At 41.3% G+C, this 18,358-nt stretch carries 20 protein-coding genes; 2 read left to right on the forward strand and 18 right to left on the reverse strand.

What is annotated here, in order from left to right; genetic code table 11:
• Positions 1 to 3: 3 nt before the first annotated feature.
• Both BMW61_RS14145 and BMW61_RS14150 read right to left on the reverse strand, forming a co-directional pair.
• A complete protein-coding gene (locus tag BMW61_RS14145; RefSeq protein WP_091823120.1) occupies positions 4 to 702 on the reverse strand; it encodes a YczE/YyaS/YitT family protein in 699 nt (232 codons plus the stop codon).
• A gap of 89 nt (positions 703 to 791) precedes the next feature.
• The gene (locus tag BMW61_RS14150; RefSeq protein WP_091823123.1) at positions 792 to 1,337 is read right to left on the reverse strand and encodes a hypothetical protein; all 546 of its coding nucleotides are present in this window, start codon (positions 1,335 to 1,337) and stop codon (positions 792 to 794) included.
• Between the two features lie 187 nt (positions 1,338 to 1,524).
• Between BMW61_RS14150 and BMW61_RS14155 the strand changes: the two genes are divergently transcribed.
• Positions 1,525 to 2,328: a 5'-methylthioadenosine/adenosylhomocysteine nucleosidase gene (locus tag BMW61_RS14155; RefSeq protein WP_175475217.1), complete on the forward strand. Its 804-nt coding sequence runs from the start codon at positions 1,525 to 1,527 to the stop codon at positions 2,326 to 2,328.
• Here BMW61_RS14155 and BMW61_RS14160 read toward each other — a convergent pair.
• From BMW61_RS14160 to BMW61_RS14235, 16 genes are all read right to left on the reverse strand, one after another.
• Positions 2,317 to 2,970, reverse strand: coding sequence for an SGNH/GDSL hydrolase family protein (locus BMW61_RS14160; protein WP_022762380.1), 654 nt, complete (start codon positions 2,968 to 2,970; stop codon positions 2,317 to 2,319). The two genes, BMW61_RS14155 and BMW61_RS14160, sit on opposite strands and share 12 nt — an antisense overlap.
• Before the next feature lie 933 nt (positions 2,971 to 3,903).
• Positions 3,904 to 4,311, reverse strand: coding sequence for a hypothetical protein (locus BMW61_RS14165; protein WP_022762381.1), 408 nt, complete (start codon positions 4,309 to 4,311; stop codon positions 3,904 to 3,906).
• Positions 4,308 to 4,742, reverse strand: a complete 435-nt coding sequence (locus BMW61_RS14170; protein WP_022762382.1) for a LytTR family DNA-binding domain-containing protein — start codon at positions 4,740 to 4,742, stop codon at positions 4,308 to 4,310. Before BMW61_RS14170 ends, BMW61_RS14165 begins: the two co-directional genes overlap by 4 nt.
• Positions 4,711 to 6,072: a serine hydrolase domain-containing protein gene (locus BMW61_RS14175; protein WP_091823129.1), complete on the reverse strand. Its 1,362-nt coding sequence runs from the start codon at positions 6,070 to 6,072 to the stop codon at positions 4,711 to 4,713. The genes BMW61_RS14170 and BMW61_RS14175 overlap by 32 nt, the downstream gene beginning before the upstream one ends.
• 103 nt (positions 6,073 to 6,175) lie before the next feature.
• Complete coding sequence (locus tag BMW61_RS14180) at positions 6,176 to 7,945, reverse strand: glycoside hydrolase family 13 protein (protein WP_091823132.1); 1,770 nt, start codon at positions 7,943 to 7,945, stop codon at positions 6,176 to 6,178.
• A 204-nt stretch (positions 7,946 to 8,149) separates the two neighbouring features.
• Positions 8,150 to 9,040 carry an AraC family transcriptional regulator gene (locus BMW61_RS14185; protein WP_026498773.1) on the reverse strand — a complete coding sequence of 297 codons (891 nt, stop codon included), beginning with the start codon at positions 9,038 to 9,040 and terminating at the stop codon, positions 8,150 to 8,152.
• A gap of 76 nt (positions 9,041 to 9,116) precedes the next feature.
• Positions 9,117 to 9,977, reverse strand: coding sequence for a CPBP family intramembrane glutamic endopeptidase (locus BMW61_RS14190; protein WP_091823135.1), 861 nt, complete (start codon positions 9,975 to 9,977; stop codon positions 9,117 to 9,119).
• A 25-nt stretch (positions 9,978 to 10,002) separates the two neighbouring features.
• Positions 10,003 to 10,737: a MerR family transcriptional regulator gene (locus BMW61_RS14195; protein ID WP_091823138.1), complete on the reverse strand. Its 735-nt coding sequence runs from the start codon at positions 10,735 to 10,737 to the stop codon at positions 10,003 to 10,005.
• A 67-nt stretch (positions 10,738 to 10,804) separates the two neighbouring features.
• Positions 10,805 to 11,260 carry a GNAT family N-acetyltransferase gene (locus tag BMW61_RS14200; protein ID WP_022762389.1) on the reverse strand — a complete coding sequence of 152 codons (456 nt, stop codon included), beginning with the start codon at positions 11,258 to 11,260 and terminating at the stop codon, positions 10,805 to 10,807.
• Positions 11,261 to 11,309: 49 nt separating this feature from the next.
• Positions 11,310 to 12,014: a TraX family protein gene (locus BMW61_RS14205; RefSeq protein WP_175475218.1), complete on the reverse strand. Its 705-nt coding sequence runs from the start codon at positions 12,012 to 12,014 to the stop codon at positions 11,310 to 11,312.
• A 45-nt stretch (positions 12,015 to 12,059) separates the two neighbouring features.
• Positions 12,060 to 12,611, reverse strand: a complete 552-nt coding sequence (locus tag BMW61_RS14210; RefSeq protein WP_022762391.1) for a flavodoxin domain-containing protein — start codon at positions 12,609 to 12,611, stop codon at positions 12,060 to 12,062.
• A 16-nt stretch (positions 12,612 to 12,627) separates the two neighbouring features.
• Positions 12,628 to 13,224 carry a TetR/AcrR family transcriptional regulator gene (locus BMW61_RS14215; RefSeq protein WP_022762392.1) on the reverse strand — a complete coding sequence of 199 codons (597 nt, stop codon included), beginning with the start codon at positions 13,222 to 13,224 and terminating at the stop codon, positions 12,628 to 12,630.
• A gap of 184 nt (positions 13,225 to 13,408) precedes the next feature.
• On the reverse strand, positions 13,409 to 14,254 hold the full coding sequence (locus tag BMW61_RS14220; RefSeq protein ID WP_091823144.1) for a carbon-nitrogen hydrolase family protein: 846 nt from the start codon (positions 14,252 to 14,254) through the stop codon (positions 13,409 to 13,411).
• Positions 14,255 to 14,281: 27 nt separating this feature from the next.
• A complete protein-coding gene (locus BMW61_RS22845; protein ID WP_091823146.1) occupies positions 14,282 to 15,736 on the reverse strand; it encodes an HsmA family protein in 1,455 nt (484 codons plus the stop codon).
• Positions 15,737 to 15,889: 153 nt separating this feature from the next.
• Positions 15,890 to 16,303 carry a DUF5684 domain-containing protein gene (locus BMW61_RS14230; RefSeq protein WP_091823149.1) on the reverse strand — a complete coding sequence of 138 codons (414 nt, stop codon included), beginning with the start codon at positions 16,301 to 16,303 and terminating at the stop codon, positions 15,890 to 15,892.
• A 109-nt stretch (positions 16,304 to 16,412) separates the two neighbouring features.
• Positions 16,413 to 17,000 (reverse strand): hypothetical protein, encoded by a 588-nt coding sequence (locus BMW61_RS14235; protein WP_091823152.1) that lies wholly within the window; start codon positions 16,998 to 17,000, stop codon positions 16,413 to 16,415.
• Between the two features lie 426 nt (positions 17,001 to 17,426).
• On the opposite strand from BMW61_RS14235, the gene BMW61_RS14240 reads away from it, so the two are divergent.
• A partial coding sequence (locus tag BMW61_RS14240) for an Ig-like domain-containing protein (protein WP_175475219.1) occupies positions 17,427 to 18,358 on the forward strand: 932 nt, incomplete at its 3' end.

Raw genomic sequence — 18,358 nt, forward strand, 5'->3', positions numbered from 1 at the left:
TGCCTAGGCTTTATTTTTTCCCTTGCCATAACGGAACGGTCTTGCCACATTGACATTGAAGAACTCTATAAGCGGCCCCATGAAAAATGCAGTAATTATGGTGCCGATGCCGGGTATAACTCCCATTGAAAAGCCAAGTCCCGTGCATATAAGATCGCTGATAATTCGCACTATCCTGAAATCCCAGCCTCTCTGCTCTGACAAAGAAAGCGCTATAGCATCATAGGCTGAAACACCAAGATCGCTGGTAAAATAAAGAGCGGAAGCAAAGCACATTATGACAATGGCAACTATGAGAAATGCCAACTTTATCACGAATGTTGGCTCAGGTATAAGCCTGATCCAGATGCCATATGAAAAATCAACTACGTAGCCCACAAGGAACAAATTGATAAATGTGGCTATTCCAATTTTCTTTTTATCAAGAAAGAAGTCAAAAACCAGAAGAACCAGATTAATCACCATATATACTATTCCATAGCCGATGACTGCCTCCAGCGCATCGTACCCGGTAAAGAACTTAAGTCCACCGCTTGTCATCAGGTGCTGGAGCTGAGTCCATATTCCGTGTGCAAACACCTGGAAAGGATCCATTCCAAGCATCGAAAACTGGAACATCCCCACAGAAAATCCGGCTATCACAACACCTCCAAGAGTCATAGCAAGGCGTCGCTTCATTTCGTTATCAATCTTACTAAACATATTCGTGTCCTCCAGGTAAGAATGATATCAAAGCGATTTTTTGTAAACAATGTTATTTTGTGAGGTGTTGAAATTCATTGAAGTTCTAGCTATTTAATTGTGAAATCAAACTGTACATAGCTTGATCTGCTTCCGGAAACATAGAATTCTATATACATCACAGTGTTTTGATGGCATGCAAAACCGATGCGTCTTGTCTTTCTGGCCATACCGGTATTTTTAGAGGCAAATAAACCACTGGTTCCGATTCGCTCCGAATATAAATATCCGTCGGGCTCCATCAATTTTTGCAGAACATTGAAATATCCGTTCACATAGTTTTTTCTTTTGTTTCCATGAACTTTATTTACAGTAAAATAATAGTCTTTTTCCTTGGGAGCCATGAATCTTATGAGGCCGTAGGCTCCGGAATTCTTCGGCTTTTTAATCTTGAATCTATAATGTCCCGGTTTTACACGATATGCGATGCTGTCGAGATAAAGCGGATCATCGTTGCTGAAAGTGTGCAAGGTTTTAAGTGTTTTCTTTCTTACTTTAGCTTCTACGGTTATGGGATTAGCCATCGTGGTAGCCAAAATCAAAACAAGTACAAGGGACAAAAATTTGATAACAATAGATTTTTTACTCTTACCCATTTTGCAATCCTCCATAAGAAAACTTCAGTCTTTTACCACCTCTACAGGAAACTAAATCTCCTGAATCATATTTTATGAGTGTTCGAGTGAAAAAACTATTAAATTTTTATAAAAAAGAGTTTTTTAGGCCGTTGATACTATAAGCTAATAATGTATGGAGAAAAATATGAAATTAAGGAGTAACCTAATGAAAAAATCCGCAAAGATTTTGTCAGTGTTCATGGTGTTATTGATGATTTCGCTCTGTGCCTGCTCAGCTAAAAAGGCACCGGATAAAGGTCAGGAATATATAGGAATCGTCTCCGCGATGGATAATGAGATAGCGTATCTATTATCAGAGGCAGAAATAGATCACGTTGATACCATCGGTAAGGTTGAGTATCACGTTGGAAAATTGTGCGGGCAGCCTGTTATCATATCCAGAAGTGGAATCGGCAAGGTGCTTGCGGCATCCGGAGCGACTGCCATGTTGAATAATTACAACATTAAGAACGTGATATTTACAGGAATTGCCGGCGGTGTCGGGGATGAAACCAAGGTGCTGGATGAAGTAATTGCTGAGCGCCTTGTACAGCACGATTACGGAATGATTTCGAACGACGGCTTTATCTGGAGCGGAACCGGTTCTATGGGTGAACTTGGTGATGAAGGCTACTACTACTGCGATGAAGAGCTTGTGAAAAGAGCGTACGATGCTGCTGTTTCCGTGGTGGGAAAAGAGCATGTCTTCAAAGGAACAATTGCCACAGGAGACCAATTCGTTGCGTCTGAGGAATATGTAAAAAAGTTAAGCGATGATTTTGGAGCTATCGCCTGTGAAATGGAAGGTGCTTCGGTTGCAGCCGTATGCTATCAGTATGACATACCGTTTGTTATTATACGTGCGATGTCTGATAAGGCCGATGGTAATGCCTATGAGAGCGTTGAAAATATGGGAGACATCGCCGCAAATAATTCAGGAAAAATTGTTGTCGCCATGTTACTCCAATAAGCCGCTGTTATGAAGCCTGTCATAGATGGCTTTTCCAAGCTTTCCGTGGGCATCCTTGTCAATATGTACTCCGTCTGCGGGGCTTGGTGAAACTATCTTGGAAGCATCAAGAAACGCGCAGCCGTACATGTCAGCCAGCTGTTTATACCATTGTGCAAGCTCTGAGGAAACCTTTGCTGCATTTATAAAATCGAAGCAGTCTTCAAGCCAAGAGCCTTTGCCTGTTGTACCTACAAGCGGAGGTGATATCAGAAGAATCTTCATCTTATCGTTCATGCGAAACCTGTTGTGTGCCTGAACTTTTTCAAGGAATATCTGCATCTCTCCTGCTATATCCATGGAACAGTATGAAAATTTCCTCTTAAGATCATTGCTGCCCAGCATGATGATCATCACATCAACAGGGGACTGACTCTCGATACAGGGAATAACGTACTTGAGGCCGTTTTTCTCACCCTCTGCGGGATCGTCGGTAGCAATGGTTCTTCCGTTGTGTCCTTCCTCGATAACCTTGTAGGAATCGCCCAGAAGTGTCTGCAGCACACCGGTCCATCTCATATTTTCATCTATTCTGGTCCTCTTTTCGGGATCATATCCCCATGTAAGAGAATCTCCAAAACATAACACACGTTTTCTTTCCATTTTGTCCTCCAAAAGTTGTACATATTATTGTTTAGCCATTATATAACAAACCGAGCTCTTTCTTACTTCTTACGTTTTTCGCTAATCTCCTCGTTGGAGTCCATGCCGATATACAGAATCTCCGGGACAAAACCCAAGGTACTTGCGGCGTACCAGCCGCCATCAAATTTATTGGCATCGTGAGCTCCGCTTTCCACTTTTTGATTATATCAAGGTCTGTGAACGAGGCCTGGTCATATAGAGTATCCGTGGTTACCTCGCTGCTGTCGGTGCAGGGGGTTCCGTCAGGGTTATATGAATTGGTTTTTCCCCAGGCGTTTTCATAGAGAAGACGCCCGTTTCGGATTATAATATTTTATGGCTCATATGCTATCAAGTTAAACCAGTAGAGCGAAACTATGGCTTATAACTGCTGGATTATTTGCTTTGCACATTTGCAGCAGTTGTTTTTAGTGGCAGTATTCTACCGCATATCTTATTTGGTTTATTTACGGCAGTTATTTTTTCCATCTAATGGCTGCCGCATTTTCGATTGTTCCTATTTGTAGCAGAGATGGTATCGTAAAAGCTACTGCCACAATTAGCATATTTCACTTTTTCAGCAGACTATACTACTAAATTTATACTGCTGTTATTCGTACTTTTTTGTATTGCAGCAGGGAATATACAAATAATAGGTTTATTGACGTCTGATCATCTAATATCTGGCCACGCAAAGAATAGCTATTATCTCAAAAGGCATAGCCCCTTACTCCAGTCGCATATCGAAGACTTTTTTTGACTCTCCGTTGAAGCCTTTATGCTCATAAAACCTATGGGCGTCGGTTCGGGCTTTGGCGCTCTGTAAAATTGCTTTATAACAATGTAGTGATGCTAAATCTGAAGCTGTTAGTTTTCTAAATTCCATGTCTTTTACTCACCCAAAACATACATCTACAGCCCTCGCTGCCCTCTGTCACTAATCTTCCCATTTATAAATTCTATATCTTTTTTCACCCTGAAACTATCAATTGAGTACGCCAGTATCAGCACTACTCCGACATAGACAAATGCCATCCAGAAATTGGTTGGATAGAACCATCCTGCTATAAATCCGAAAAGCATCACTAAGACTGTTATCGCAAAATATTTTACTACATAATACATTGCCATTGATAAAGAAAGATACTCGTCAATCAGGTAATTTACGACTGCGATAATTAAAGCCAGGCCGAACAGCTTGAGGACAAGCCCTATCTCCTCTGTGACTCCTGACCATATTATGGAAATAGCGAATACGGACAAAATCATCAACGCCGCCAATATGCAAGTATCCCTCAGAATTATCTTTATACTCTTCATTTTTGGAAAACCCTCTTTATATCCTTCAAGTACTTTCTGGAAACAATCAGCATCTCATCATTATCAAGCACTGCCTCAAGGTGACTATTCCTGACCTGCCGGATTTCTTTCAAGTGATCCGTGTTCATAATGCAGGTCCTCGATATTCTGACAAGATCGGTATCTGCAGTTATGGATAGCATCTCCGGCATGGAGGAGTCAAGGCGATACACGTCTTTTGCAGTATAAAGGAACAGTTTTCGCTCTACGTTCTCAATGTAATAGACATCTGACAGACTTATTTTCACCCGGCGTCCATCTATGCTTGCAGAAAAGCTTGTATCCATGCTGCTTATCCTGCGAACCAGAGATGTGACGAAATCAGTGTGTTCCGGGTATTCAATTGTGACCGTAAGCGGTTTATCCTTTACCTGTCTTGTTATGATCTGCATACCTTTTCCCTGTCAGCAATTTTATAGTGGTACAAACAATATCTCCGGCGACAGTAAGAATACCTCCCGCCAGGCTCCGGGGTGCCCATGTAAACACAATTTCTTTCATTCCGGCACCGAAAATTATTGGAAACAATATTAGAACTAATGCAAGAAGAACTATTAGTATCGTATCACATCCAAGGAGAAGTGATTGCCTTTTTGTGATAAAAATAGCCCCAAAAAGAAAAATGCCAACAGCTGTCACGGCTGAAAAGACAATATCAAAAGTCGTCCAGATGTCTTTGGTCAGTGGCCCCGGATTTTTGCCTGATAAAATATCAAAAATACTGTTGCACAGACTGTCTGTAGTGGCCGCTACATTCAGGTTGGAAAGAACACATACACCTATTTGGTTCTTATATTCAAACACAATTCTTGAAGAATAATTCGGGGTACCGCCTGAATGACCTGTCACACCGTCAGCGAAAAGTTCCCAGCCGGAATAATAATCCCCTTCCGACTTGAGCTGTTCTTTGATTTTTGAAAAAGATTCCTTAAAATCTTCCGGGATTTCGCTGTTTCCTAAGCAAATTTCAATCCATCTGCCCATGTCCTCAGTGTTTGAATAGAAATATCCTGCAGGTATGCTTGCTTCCTTTACAGCCATGTGAAAATCGAACGCATGACGGTATCCGAGCCTTGTTCCTTCGACAATTCTGCCGCTATAAGGCATTCCGACATATGTGTTTTTCAGACCAAGCGGCAAAAGGATATTTTGTTCTAAGTAGTCACTATAGGGCATTCCGGATACATTTTCTATGACGAGTCCCAGAAGATTGTAATTCACATTGGAGTATGCATACCCGGCTCCGGGCATGCTGTTTAACTCACTCCCCGAGATTCTGTCAGCCCACTCTGCAAGGGTCTCCGTCGCCGCAGCACTCGGGTATTCTTTTTCATTATTTGTAAAACCGCTCTTCTGCTCAAGCAGATTCCTTACCGTAATATCAGCTTTCCTGGAATCAAAGAAAGCCTCAAATCCCGGGATATAGTCAGAAATTACGCCATTTTCATCAATGACGCGTTCTGTTATCAGCCTCTGAATAGCAAGCCCGGTAAAGGCTTTTGTCATGGAACCTATCTGGTAGAGTCCTTCGCTATCGCCATAATATGAGACATCGCCGTGGTTATAAACTACAACGCTTACGTGATTGCATTTTGTCTCCTGCTGATATTGCTTTATAAGATCCTCTATGTCATTGGGATTTGCGGCCTGTGAGATGCTTCGTAAGAAAACGGCCGTTATTAAAAAGATAGCCAATATGGCTGTGATTCTTTGTGTGCTCATATGCAGCGTTCCTCCATAATTAAATCATAGAGGAGCGCTGAGCACTTTACCATATATCACTACAGATAGTGCAAATATAGCTACACTTGTTTCATGCATAGTTTCAGGATTTCAAAATCAAAATGCCCTTTTCTCCAAGAATTCCGCTGCATTCATCGGTATTATTCCACTTACGGCTATATACAACCTCAGTATTATCACCGAAATTTATGGCGGCATCTGACTCTCCGCAGTTTAAGTATACCTGAAGGCTCTCATTATCACCGATTTTCAGATATGATATTACCCTTTCGTCAGCAACATCATTAGGAAAATGGAAATTCCTGCTCTTACAGGATTGCAGAGATTTTCTCATGTTTATAAGCGTTTTCATCTCTGAGAGCTCGGCATCCTTTTTCCCTGAGTCTATCTCATCCCAGGGCATGCATCTGCGACAGTCGGGATCATAGGATCCATCCATGATTACTTCTGTTCCGTAATAGATGCATGGGCTTCCGGGCATTGTGAAAAGTACCGCAAGCTGCTGATAGAAAATGTCCACATTTTTCTCTGCCTTCTCGAAGAGTCTGTTGGTGTCATGCGAATCCAGAAGATTGAAAAGGACGTCATTTACCTGGGAATAATACATGGTAAAGCATCTGTTTATGTCATATTCAAAGGTCTCACGGCCTCTGTTTTTATAAACCCAGAAATCAGCTATCGCTGTGGAAAGCGGATAATTCATCACCGAGTCGTACTCATCTCCCTGGAGCCATGACATGGAATCGTGCCATATTTCACCGAGCAGATAAAAATCGTCCTTCATACGCTTTGTCATATAGCGAACTGCTTTGAGGAAGGAATGTGATATCTCATTGCCCACATCGAACCGCAGCCCGTCAATATCAAACTCATCAATCCAGAATCTGATGATATCCAGCAGATAATCCTGAACCTCAGGATTATTGGTGTTGAGCTTTGGCATGTATTCTGCGAAAGCAAAGGAAAAATACCTTCCGTCTCTGGTGTCGCGTCCCTGCTCCACAGGCCATTTATTTACCATGTACCAGTCCGCATACTTTGACTGCTGTCCGTTTTCCAGGACGTCAAGCCACATGGGATGGTCACTTCCGGTATGATTAAATACCGCATCAAGCATGACTCTGATACCCGCGTCGTGAGCCTCCTTCACCAGGTTCTTTAAGTCTTCGTTGGTTCCGAAATGCGGATCAACCTTCTTATAATCACGGGTGTTATATTTATGATTGCTGTGCGCCTCAAATATAGGATTAAGATATAGTCCGGTAATTCCAAGCTCCTTGAGGTAGGGAATTTTATCGCGTATGCCCCTGATGTCGCCGCCGTAGTAGTCGTGCATCCCGACCTCGCCGGTCTGCCATTCCATCACATTCTCAGGGTCTATGCTCTTATCGCCGTTGCAGAATCTCTCGGGGAAAATCTGATACCACACGGTATCGTTTACCCATGCGGGAGTCTTGCAGACATCTGCAGGATTCATCCAGGGCATGATGAAATACGAAAGAATCTTGCCCTCCTGATTCATCTCCTCCTCGCTGTAGAAACCATCCTCGAAGAAATATACACATTCATCGCCCGAGTGAAGCTCAAAATAGTACTTACATCTCTTGTGCTCGGGGCAAAGCGTTGTCGTCCACCAGATGTGGTCCTTCAATCTTTTCTTGAAAAATATTTCTTCCTTCTTGCCGTTCCAGCGCTCTTTTCCGCCCATTATTCCCGCATCGTACGGATCTCCGTGGTATATGAAAATCTTATCAACATCATAGCCTGTTTTTATGTTGATAATCAGCTGGTTTTCATCAAGGCTATAGCAGTATTGTTCGGACATTCTGTGATATATTGCACCTAAATTCATATTCGCTCCTCTTGTTATGGAAAACGTTTTCCGTTGCAATAAAAACTATACCCTATACGGCCAAATAAATCAATGCCTTATTTTGTAACTTATTTTCAGCATAAAATCTGTGAGACAGGCACCGATTCCGTTTCTGAATTCCTGTAGAATTAAAAGAATACTGATATCCATAGCTAATCCTCCGGACAATATTTCGGCTGCTTTTTATTTTTTCTTGATCGGAATCCACAGTTCGCAGAATATATCCGGCCTGGTCCCATCAAAGTAAAGCTCGTAGTCAGTCTCTTCGGAAGCCTCGTAGCCCATCTGCGGCAGAAACTCCTTATAGAACTTCACCCAGGTCTTGGCGATGCAGTCGCCATCTTCACCCACACATTCAAATACTACATAAGTCCCGGGATTGACATCCCAGATGTGGAAGCCTTTTTTCTCCAGATCTGCCTGATCGAACTGTGCAGTATCCTCGTCGATGATGATGCCGATACCGTACTCAAAGGTGTCCTTTCCTTCTGTAGTCGGACTGCAAAGACCGTAGAGATCGCGCTTTCCATCCTCTCTCAGCATCCAGATCGGCGACAGCATATTCTTGCTGTTGCATTCTCCCCAGAAATCCGCCACTTCGTGGTTGGCCTCGTCGTTAATAATTCCGTTACTGAACTCCCTTACCAGTGCGATAAACTTCTTCTCTTTTGTTTGAACGATACGATAATCCATACTCTTACCACCTTTCACAGATAATGTAATTGTAAGCGGATTAAAAAGCGTCAGTTTGCCGGCTTCTTCTCTGGCTGTTTTCGGCGCGACACCGTGAAACCTTGTGAAAGCCTTAGTAAAGCTTTCCGGTGTTTCGTAGCCATACTTCATTGCCAGATCAGTGATCTTCGCATCGGTCTCTACAAGCTCTTTCCCCGCCAGAGACAATCGGCGGTTACGGATATATGCGTTGGCCGTTAAGCCTGTCACGAAACTGAAAGCCCTGTGAAACTCGTAGCTCGACGTGTGCACCTGCTTCGCTACGTCTTCATAGTTGATCTCCTCGAGAAGATGCTCCTCCATATACGTGATAGCTTTTTGTAATGCTTCGATCCATTCCATGCTTTCTTCCTCCTGCTCACAAGTATATTATGGATGAGTATTGAAAATCGTACATTTCCTCGTTTGCGAAGATTTGTCAGGTCACTTCTTCCTGCCTATTCCATTGTCCGTACTCTTTCTTTTCCCTTTTCATCCAAACCAGCAGGGTGACTGTAAATGATAGTAGTTGTGCGATCGCCACGCGGATGATCATCATCTCATCGACTCCGCTTTCAGTAGTTACATGAAGCAGATTGGTCGCAATACAGTTGTTGAAAAAATGGTCAGCCATTCCGGCGTAAAGACTGCCGGTCATGCGATAGAGCAGTTCCCACTTGATACCCATCATTCCGGCAAGAATGATGTATCCTATTCCAAGTGCTACGAATGAACCTACGTTAATATCACCATCAATCAGATTATGGAGCGGTGTTACGATATGCCATACTCCAAATAAAAATGCCTGAAAAATCAGGGCATACTTTGGAGAATGGTCCGTAGCGGTAATATGATAGAAAAGCCCCCTAAATGTACCCTCTTCCATGATCACATTTATGATGTTGAAGAAAACACACAACAGTATAAAGCCGATACCGGTATGGATGGCGGCTTCCCCGGTCAGAGAAAATCCTGTTGTGAAAATTCCGAATCCGATATCATGTCCCCGGCTTTTAAGGATCAGGATCTCCGCGCTGTATGAGATTACAAATGAGCATAATGCAATCAGCAATCCCATTCCTGCATGTTTTATAAATCCGATTTTGGCAAATCCTATATCAGACCATTTCCAATTTAGAGCTTTAAGCACTATGAAAATGACGAGAATCCCAAACACCTTATTGATGAAGTTTTCACCAAAAACAGTCTCATCCATTCTAAGTGCGATGGCTTCGAATCCATGCACAAATATCAGGATTGCAAATATGATCCAGCAAGATAATACTGTATTTTTTCTCATATACCCCCTCCGAATTTCATACCTCTTAGTCGGGTCTGCCGCAATAAATCTTTATAGCCCGGAAAATAAACTCGGCAGTCCCCTTACCACCCATTTTTTCTATGTTTTCTGTAAGTTCTCCGCCGCCTACATAACCGGTTCCGAGACCATATAATATATCATTAGTGCAGGTATACATATTTTCAGTAATGAAATCCTGTACTCTCTTAACCTGGCTCTGGACCTCTTTAGACGCTGGATCCATCTCCTTCATGGTTCCGAATTCCTCAAAAAGCTTGGTAAAGTCAGCCATAAGGCCACTTTCATATTCTTTTGTCCAGTTCTTGCTCTTTTCTGCATATTCCTTATATGCCGGAGTCTGGCCCCACTGTTCCTTTGCTTTTCTTGCGTATTCGTCAAGCTTACTACTGTCAAATGCTGTAAAATCCAATTTTCTCACTCCTCTCACTTTAAGGTACTTACAGAGGTTAAGCAGATTTTCAATATGCTCCTTCTTAAGCTCCAGGAGCTCGATCTGCTGCTCCAATACCTTTGTTTTGTCAAAATCAGATCTGTTTATAATGTCTTTTATATCCTTAAGCGGAAACTCCAGCTCCTTGAACAGTAAAATCTGCTGCAATTTTTCCAGAGCTGCATCGTCATACAGTCTGTAGCCCGACTCCGTATATTCTGCCGGCTTTAAGAGTCCTATCTGATCGTAATACTGCAAGGTGCGTATACTCACTCCTGTCAGTTTACTTACTTCATTTACTGTCTTCATAGCGTTCATCTCCTTCACGTGTAACTATAGCTTAAACTATAACGTTACGTCAGAGTCAACACCTTTTTTAGATTTTTGTCAAAACCATGCATTCTGTTGAATCGGTAAATCCTATTTTTTCATAGAGAGGCCGTCCTAATTCGGTTGCATCAAGACTTATTTCGGTAGCACCCCTTTCCCATGTTTTCTCGATCAGTAGCTCAACCATCTTTTGAGCAATACCCTGCCTACGATATTCGTTTCTTGTGTATACATTCATAAGGTGCGCCCGTTTTCCGGTTAGATGATAAAATGTTGGCATTATCCTGATGAAGCTCATGGACGCACAGCCAATAACAATGTCTCCATCTAGTGCAAGAACAGTTATATGATCGCCATTCAAAAAGTAATCACGACTTTCATTTATCATTTCATCAGAAAACTCGTAATCTTCTGACAGATTATTCACTACCTTAAGCATTTCAAGGCGACTGCTCATCATGCTCTCAATATCATTTTTTGTTGCAACTCTTATATCAATCATTTTTCATCCGCCTCCCATACATTTTTCATTTAACAGATCCTCCTAATTATCAGAACTTTGCCATTTTTATCAAATAAAGGATAAGTAGATGTCCCGGATAAAAGGCATAGAATAGCCATTTAAGCCCTTTCCCTCTTTTTCCGTTATAAAGAAGCAGAGGTATAATACTGAGTCCGGTGGTACAGTAATATCCCATAGTCCTTGTGAGTGCAAGAAATGCCACGCCCACACCGGTTCTGAGAAAATGCTTTGAATTTTTGAATACATAGAACAAAAAGACAGAGATTACAGCAAAAACTGTATAATCTGCTTTGACTAACAGTGCAATAAAGGCCATTGCAATAATAACAAGTGTTCCGCAAATACTCTTTACCACACTATACTTTCCGGTATCTTCTTTAACTTCTCCACGGATTATGTCAAAGAGTTTCAGCGCAAGCACTGACAAAAAGAACGTCAGCATGATGTTTTGGTGACCCAGCCCTATTTTTCCGTCAAAGGCAAGATCAAACGGGATTTCACTTATCAAAGCAAAAATGCCGAGTCTCAGGATATATCGCTTCTTATCTCTTGTATGAATGTAGCCCTCCGCAATGCAAAATGCAAAAAGCGGCATTGCAAGACGTCCAATCATCCTTGGCCGCATCACGCCCGGTAAAAACATGTCCCCTACATGATCAAAGACCATGCTGATCATCGCTATGATCTTAAGCATTGTTCCGTCAATGACTCTCAATCCCTTACCTTTTTCCATAAAAATCTCCCCGTATTTTTCACACATTAGTCGATTGACTGACGTTTAAACAGCTTTTTCCTCGTCCATTCCACTAAGATAGGCCGCGATAGGCTCTATATACCTGATATCCGATATGTCATAGGATGTAGCCATCCTGTCAAACATTATCTTTTTATCTTCAGGCAGGTCCTTTTTATTCCTAAGAGAAGATACAAACATCTTCATTGTAATTCTGGTCGGAGCCTTCATCTTTTCGTAGTTCATGCCGCCCTGGCAGTAGAATACCTTGATATACTCTCTCTGTTCGTCTGTGAGCGCATTCTGAAGAAGCAAATCCACCATATGATCGCCATTAGGTGTTCCACCTACGCAAAACATAGCAAGGGACTTATTTTTCCAATTTACTGCCTTCTCCAGGAACCACTTGGACTTCACAATCTTCTCTGCCATAGCCCATCCGCCGTAGCAGATTGCATCATAGTTATCAAAATAATCTCCACTCTTTTTCTGCGCGTCCTTAAGATCTAGAAGATCCGCGCCTACTCTGTCTGCAAGCCACTCGGCGTACCTTTTTGTAAATCCCGTCTGCGATGTGTAAATAACAAGTGTTTTCATATTTCTCCTCCTCATTTCATTTGAAATTGTATCTTTCTAAGAAAATATCTATATGCTTTTCAATAGTTTGAAGAGCTTCCTTCTTTTTTCTGGGCTCCCTATCAATCAATTGGACCATAATCGTGATGGGCGATACGAATTCAAGGGCAATTATGGCAGCATCTCCTTTCACCATCTGCCCGCGCTCCATCATTTTTTGGAAAATTGATGTATAAATATCCTGAAGATATGTGAGTTGATGCATGGTAGTCTGCTTTGCAAGGGTAGAATTTCTATATTGCTCCATCGTAATGAGCTTTCGCATCTTTTTGGCGGTGTCATTTTTCAGGGTAAAATGCAGCGTTTTCAGAACGTATGCCTTGAGTTCCGCTCCGGAATTGATCATATCCGCCAGATTACTGCTTATCCCCATACCTTCCTTATATTCATCTTCCGCAGTGTTTATCACGGCTTTCAGAAGATCCTCTTTATTCTTGAAATATTTATATATTGTCGGCCCCTTTATACCGATGGATTCTGCTATTTCATCTACGCTTGTTCCATCATATCCTTTTACAGAAAACAGATCTCTTGCTGCTTTTATTAAAGGCTCTTTAGCGTTTGTTCTTGGCATATAGCCTCACTTCCCCCGCTGTTTATCGACTTCTTCACGGATTGTTTTTCTAACTATCGTTACCAATTATATTCTAACGTTCGTTAACTGTCAATTAATCGTTTTATTAAAAACGCAAAAAAATACGCAGCCCTGTAAAAGGACTGCGAAAAAATCAAGATGTAGACGGTATTAGCGAACGTTGTTATTCTTCTGCGATTATGCCATATAATTCAGGTCGCCTGTGTTTGTGACCCCACACTTCACGATGGCGATAATCCCGCAGCATATCTAAATCAAGCTCAGCAACGTACACGCCCTCTTCCTCAGGTGCTTCGAACACGCAGGTATCCCGTGATCCGGAAAGTTCCGGAAGATATGCAACGCCGTCAAACAAGGTGGAATGACCGTTGCAATCGGGGTGAGGAGCCGGATAATTACAAGTGGCGATGGCAAGCATGTTTTCATAGGCCCTGCCTCTAAGCTGAGAGAGGCGGTTCAACTCCATGGGACAGGCATTGGGAACAAGGAGAAGCTCCGCACCTTTCAACATCAAAATTCGGGCACTTTCAGGAAATTCTCGGTCGTAGCAGATCATTGATCCGACTTTTACGAATCCGTTTTTCGTGTCCAGAACGGTTACAAAAAATTCGTCTCCGGCATCCAGAACGCCTTCGTCATCTGGTTCCCCGAAATCACAGATATGAACCTTGGAATAGCGATATTGCAGATGACCGTGCCGGTCAAAAAGGCAGACAGTATTTCTTGGCTTTGGCTCATGCTGCTCCAGAAGCGTGATGGCGATGGCCATATCAAGCTCTGCCGCGAGCTCCGAAAACCGGTTCACAAACAAGCTATCATAAGAAATGGCGCATTCCCGGATACTGTCAGCATCATGGGGAAAATTGTATCCGCAGCTCCACATTTCGGGAAAAATTGCAATGTCTGCACCTTTTTCCTTCGCTTGTCGGCATGCTTTAACTCCCTTTTTCAGGTTTTCTTCAAGGCTTCCTTCAGGAAGGAGCTGCAAAAACGCGATTGAAAGGTTCATAGTTTTCTCCTTATGGTTTTCACTAGATTATCGTTTGTGATCAAAAAGCCATTCCTGGTATGCGTCATCCTCCATAACGGCAAGTTCCACATGATGGTAGCTGTAGGTTGAATCGTTCGATGCTTCTGCGCCTGCAGCATTCATCTCATCGTCGGTATATTCCGTAAAATGGACATCCGTGGCACCAAGATCGGTAAGCTTCTTATAGGCATTTCTGCTCTCCGTAATGGGTATTGTGCCATCATGTTCTGCCTGTGCAAACCATATTGGGACATCCTTCATTTTTTCCAGGTTCGTGGAAGCGGCGGGACCATAGTTAAGTGCCGGGCATAATGCAATAGCACCTGCTACGTAATCCGGATATTTCTCACAGAACTCGATCGTAGAAAGGCCGCCGAAAGAATTGCCCATCACGTATATCCTTGACGGATCAACTTTTCCCTCGGATACCATCGTATCAACGAGGGCTTTTACTTTATCTAAAGCAGCTCCTCTTGTAGCGGCTTCATAGTAGTATTTATCCGCTATCACCGGGGCGAGGACATAGCAGGGACGTACCTTCTGGTTTTCCGGCTCAGCCCATTCCACCGCTGTTCTGTATGTCAGCAGGTTATCGATATCTCCGAATCCATGGAAAACAATGACAATCGGCATATTTTCAGTAGTTTCCGGAGCAAACAGATGATATTCAAAATTGGCATCATCTTCCATATTTGCGGTTGTAAAACTGTCTGCGACAGGAGTTACCACGTTCTGCACGTCCTCGTAGGTAAATGAGAGATTCGGATCAGAGTTGCAGGTAACAGTAAAATCCTTTACATAGAAGAATTTCTCCGGAAAATCTTTCGGAATAAGCGTTATAGTGCGGTCCACTACTTCTGCATTTTCAAAATCACATTCGAATTCATGCAGTGATGTATCCTGCCACTTGTCAGCATGGCCTTCCATATGGAAATCCTTAGCATTTAAAGATGCGTTGGCCGGTTCAGACATTGTGATAACAAATTTTTCTGGATATTGTCCTGTTTTCCTTACAGATGTGACGATTTCTACATGTGTTATATCCATATTTGACTTCGCCCCTTCCTGCCCGCTATTGGACCGACTATTACCCATAACCATTCCCAATATATAGGGAATAAGCCACACAACCCACACAAACAGGCTGAAACGGTGAAATGTATGCATGCTCTTTTCATCTTTCTTAACAAGAACAACCGTAGCCCATACTGCATGGATCAGCATAAGAACAATTGCAATAGCGCCTGTTATTCCATGAAGGCTGACAGCTGCTGCATCTGCAGTGAATGTGAGCTTTGTCATAAGATGCGTTCCTATTCCGTCGCATAACAAGCCGGCCCAGAAAAAGAATAAATGAATCGGTTTTAATTTCTTTCCGATCCTCTCCGACCACACTCCGACAGTGTATAGAATCAGCGCAAGTGTGATGAATATTATCGCTTTGATCAGCGTTTGTGACATAATTAGTTCCTCCAAAAAAACTGTTATATTTACTTTTTCTATAAGCAGTTTAATTATACCAGAAGCGTACATGAAAAACCGCCCGATTCTCTGTTGCGAAAATCGGGCGGTTTAGAATTATTATGCTGTTCCTTCAGTACTTATTCAGTTTTCTCAAGCCATGCTTCCTACATATCTTGATCTGCCAAATCCAAGGATTACCCTGCCAAGTCCTGCAGTAAACATCAGAACCAGACCCATGAAGAAGCCTTTTCCGAAAGCTTTAGCAAGCTTGAAGCAGAATATTGTCTGGATGAGGAATGATAATAATGTAAGTCCTCCAATGATCATAGGATTTACACCTGTGGCACTCATTACTGCTACAACTACGCCAAGGCTTAGTGATACTATTCCAATCCATCCTTCCCAACAAAGCTTGTACTGAAGATATATGTTGTAAACCGGAATAAGGCTGTACCATCCCGGAAGTCCTGCCTTCTTAAAAATCCTCCAGTTGGCGATTATAATAAGCAGTGTGAAAAATCCAATTCCTACGATTCCTAAAATTGCTACCATGCTCTCTGTCATAACCATTACCTCCTATATCAAAGTGTTCTAATTTTTCTTTGTTTGTGTTTCTGAGGTAATGATATCAATGCGGGTATCACATTTTTATCACACGGACTGATACATACCATTACTTTATTGTAAGTTTCCAGGTATACGACTTCCCATTTACTTTAGCGGTTATCTTTGTTTTCCCGGCTTTTAGCATCTTTAGTTTGGATTGCTTCTTAGATTTTTTCAAAAATTTGACATTTTTATTAGAGGCAGCCCAAGTAACTTTCTTTTTATTATTTATCTTCAGGATAACTATATCTCCTACATGCACAGAGGCAGTTTTCTTTTGTGATGTCAGAGATACGGTTTCATTTTTTTCAGCCTCTTTACTACTGTTATTATTTTTAGATGATGCTTCTTTACTACTGTTATTTTCATCAGATGATGTCTTTTTACTGGATGATGACTCCGAATCGTCTGCACTTCCTGTTGCGCAAATACTACAAGCAGTCAAACCTTTAGCTTTTGCTTCTGATAAAGTAGATGTATATATATTCTTTGCATTGCTTAAGCCTCTACAGCTACTTGAAAAGTGGTATTTACTTCCTGTAGCAGTAGTATAAACAGTAGTATCTGCGTGGATTGTAGCCATCGGTAGCTCTAACAATAATACCAATGAAAGCATAACACCAAGAATAATATTCTTTTTACTTCCCTTTTTCATATTTCTTCTTCCTTTCGTAAACAAATATACTTTAAAACGATTATGATTATATGGGATATGTTCCCATTCTTTAAAAAATAGACAGAATAATTATTTTATTGCTGATTCTATTATTTCAGATAGCGATTAAAAATGTCTTAAACCGGAATAAAAATAATCTTATATGTACTTGTCTTTCGTATTCTTAATTAAAAATTTAGCTAGCAAGCCAAGAGATACACCTTTCTGTACAATGAATTTCTATCTTATAAAGTGATAGGAAACGCGATAAAATGCACGATTTTCCCTACTCCTATATTACGAATTAATTTTAGAATCTTTTAATTCCATTAATAGATAATATTCATCTGTGTTGGGTAAAATATATGGGAGGCCAAATAATTATGTATGATCACGGCACTACTGTGCTTGTACGAGGTAATGATTATGAGGGCAAAAAGATATCTATATTATATTGCTGTTTTTTGTTTGATAATAGTGTGCTTTCTGCACGGAGAATTCAGGTCTTATGCAGCAAAAACTCCCACATATACATGTAAAATCAGTAAAAAAAATAATGTGTACAAGAAGTCTATAAAAAATGGGAGTACTCTTAAACTAATATCTAAAAAAAACTCAAAAACGGTAAAGCCAAATCAACTGAAGTATAGATCACAAAATAAAAATGTGGCATCTGTTTCCAAAAATGGTGTTATTACAGCCAAAAAGACAGGAACAACTTTAATTGTTGTAACAAGTAAAAAGAACAAAAAACTACGATATACGATTAAGCTCACAGTAAAATCATCCAGTTCAAGTAATGATGATGATCCCGTCGTTGAAGTACCTGTAGAAGAAATAGAAATAATTCATTCTGAAGATTATGTGATAGTCGGTACCACTATACGCCTGGCAGCCACTCCAAAGCCATACAATGCTTCTATCAAAAAGGTGACTTGGAGTAGTAGTAATGCTGCTATAGCAACTGTATCAGAAGGTGGAACAGTGACAGGAATTTCTGAAGGAAAGGTTATCATTACTGCGACTGCAACTGATGGTTCAGGTGTTACCAGTTCAATATCGATTGATGTATATGAAGATACATATCCCAAAATATTAGAATATGTGACCAGAAAAAATTTCCGTTTTCTTCGATGTAACATACTTGATACCAATACATATAATATGACTAACTATGTTGGTCCGGCCCTATATTGGGTCAAACAAACATATGGCTATGATGCAATGCAATTTAGGATTCAGGCAAAACCAGGATTATTTCCTAACATATCATCTGTTGATTATATAGCTACATTAGTTCCTCATTTGGATAGAGTATACTTCAGATCTTCTGGAGAATCATCTAATTCATTGATGTA

This window comes from Butyrivibrio sp. ob235 (genome assembly GCF_900109475.1).
GTDB lineage: Bacteria > Bacillota > Clostridia > Lachnospirales > Lachnospiraceae > Butyrivibrio.

Bases quoted from the DNA above. Each gene is read 5' to 3' on its own strand.
- BMW61_RS14145 (WP_091823120.1), bottom strand. From the start codon at position 702: ATGTTTAGTAAGATTGATAACGAAATGAAGCGACGCCTTGCTATGACT.
- BMW61_RS14150 (WP_091823123.1), bottom strand. From the start codon at position 1,337: ATGGGTAAGAGTAAAAAATCTATTGTTATCAAATTTTTGTCCCTTGTA.
- BMW61_RS14155 (WP_175475217.1), top strand. From the start codon at position 1,525: ATGAAAAAATCCGCAAAGATTTTGTCAGTGTTCATGGTGTTATTGATG.
- BMW61_RS14160 (WP_022762380.1), bottom strand. From the start codon at position 2,970: ATGGAAAGAAAACGTGTGTTATGTTTTGGAGATTCTCTTACATGGGGA.
- BMW61_RS14165 (WP_022762381.1), bottom strand. From the start codon at position 4,311: ATGAAGAGTATAAAGATAATTCTGAGGGATACTTGCATATTGGCGGCG.
- BMW61_RS14170 (WP_022762382.1), bottom strand. From the start codon at position 4,742: ATGCAGATCATAACAAGACAGGTAAAGGATAAACCGCTTACGGTCACA.
- BMW61_RS14175 (WP_091823129.1), bottom strand. From the start codon at position 6,072: ATGAGCACACAAAGAATCACAGCCATATTGGCTATCTTTTTAATAACG.
- BMW61_RS14180 (WP_091823132.1), bottom strand. From the start codon at position 7,945: ATGAATTTAGGTGCAATATATCACAGAATGTCCGAACAATACTGCTAT.
- BMW61_RS14185 (WP_026498773.1), bottom strand. From the start codon at position 9,040: ATGGAATGGATCGAAGCATTACAAAAAGCTATCACGTATATGGAGGAG.
- BMW61_RS14190 (WP_091823135.1), bottom strand. From the start codon at position 9,977: ATGAGAAAAAATACAGTATTATCTTGCTGGATCATATTTGCAATCCTG.
- BMW61_RS14195 (WP_091823138.1), bottom strand. From the start codon at position 10,737: ATGAAGACAGTAAATGAAGTAAGTAAACTGACAGGAGTGAGTATACGC.
- BMW61_RS14200 (WP_022762389.1), bottom strand. From the start codon at position 11,260: ATGATTGATATAAGAGTTGCAACAAAAAATGATATTGAGAGCATGATG.
- BMW61_RS14205 (WP_175475218.1), bottom strand. From the start codon at position 12,014: ATGGAAAAAGGTAAGGGATTGAGAGTCATTGACGGAACAATGCTTAAG.
- BMW61_RS14210 (WP_022762391.1), bottom strand. From the start codon at position 12,611: ATGAAAACACTTGTTATTTACACATCGCAGACGGGATTTACAAAAAGG.
- BMW61_RS14215 (WP_022762392.1), bottom strand. From the start codon at position 13,224: ATGCCAAGAACAAACGCTAAAGAGCCTTTAATAAAAGCAGCAAGAGAT.
- BMW61_RS14220 (WP_091823144.1), bottom strand. From the start codon at position 14,254: ATGAACCTTTCAATCGCGTTTTTGCAGCTCCTTCCTGAAGGAAGCCTT.
- BMW61_RS22845 (WP_091823146.1), bottom strand. From the start codon at position 15,736: ATGTCACAAACGCTGATCAAAGCGATAATATTCATCACACTTGCGCTG.
- BMW61_RS14230 (WP_091823149.1), bottom strand. From the start codon at position 16,303: ATGACAGAGAGCATGGTAGCAATTTTAGGAATCGTAGGAATTGGATTT.
- BMW61_RS14235 (WP_091823152.1), bottom strand. From the start codon at position 17,000: ATGAAAAAGGGAAGTAAAAAGAATATTATTCTTGGTGTTATGCTTTCA.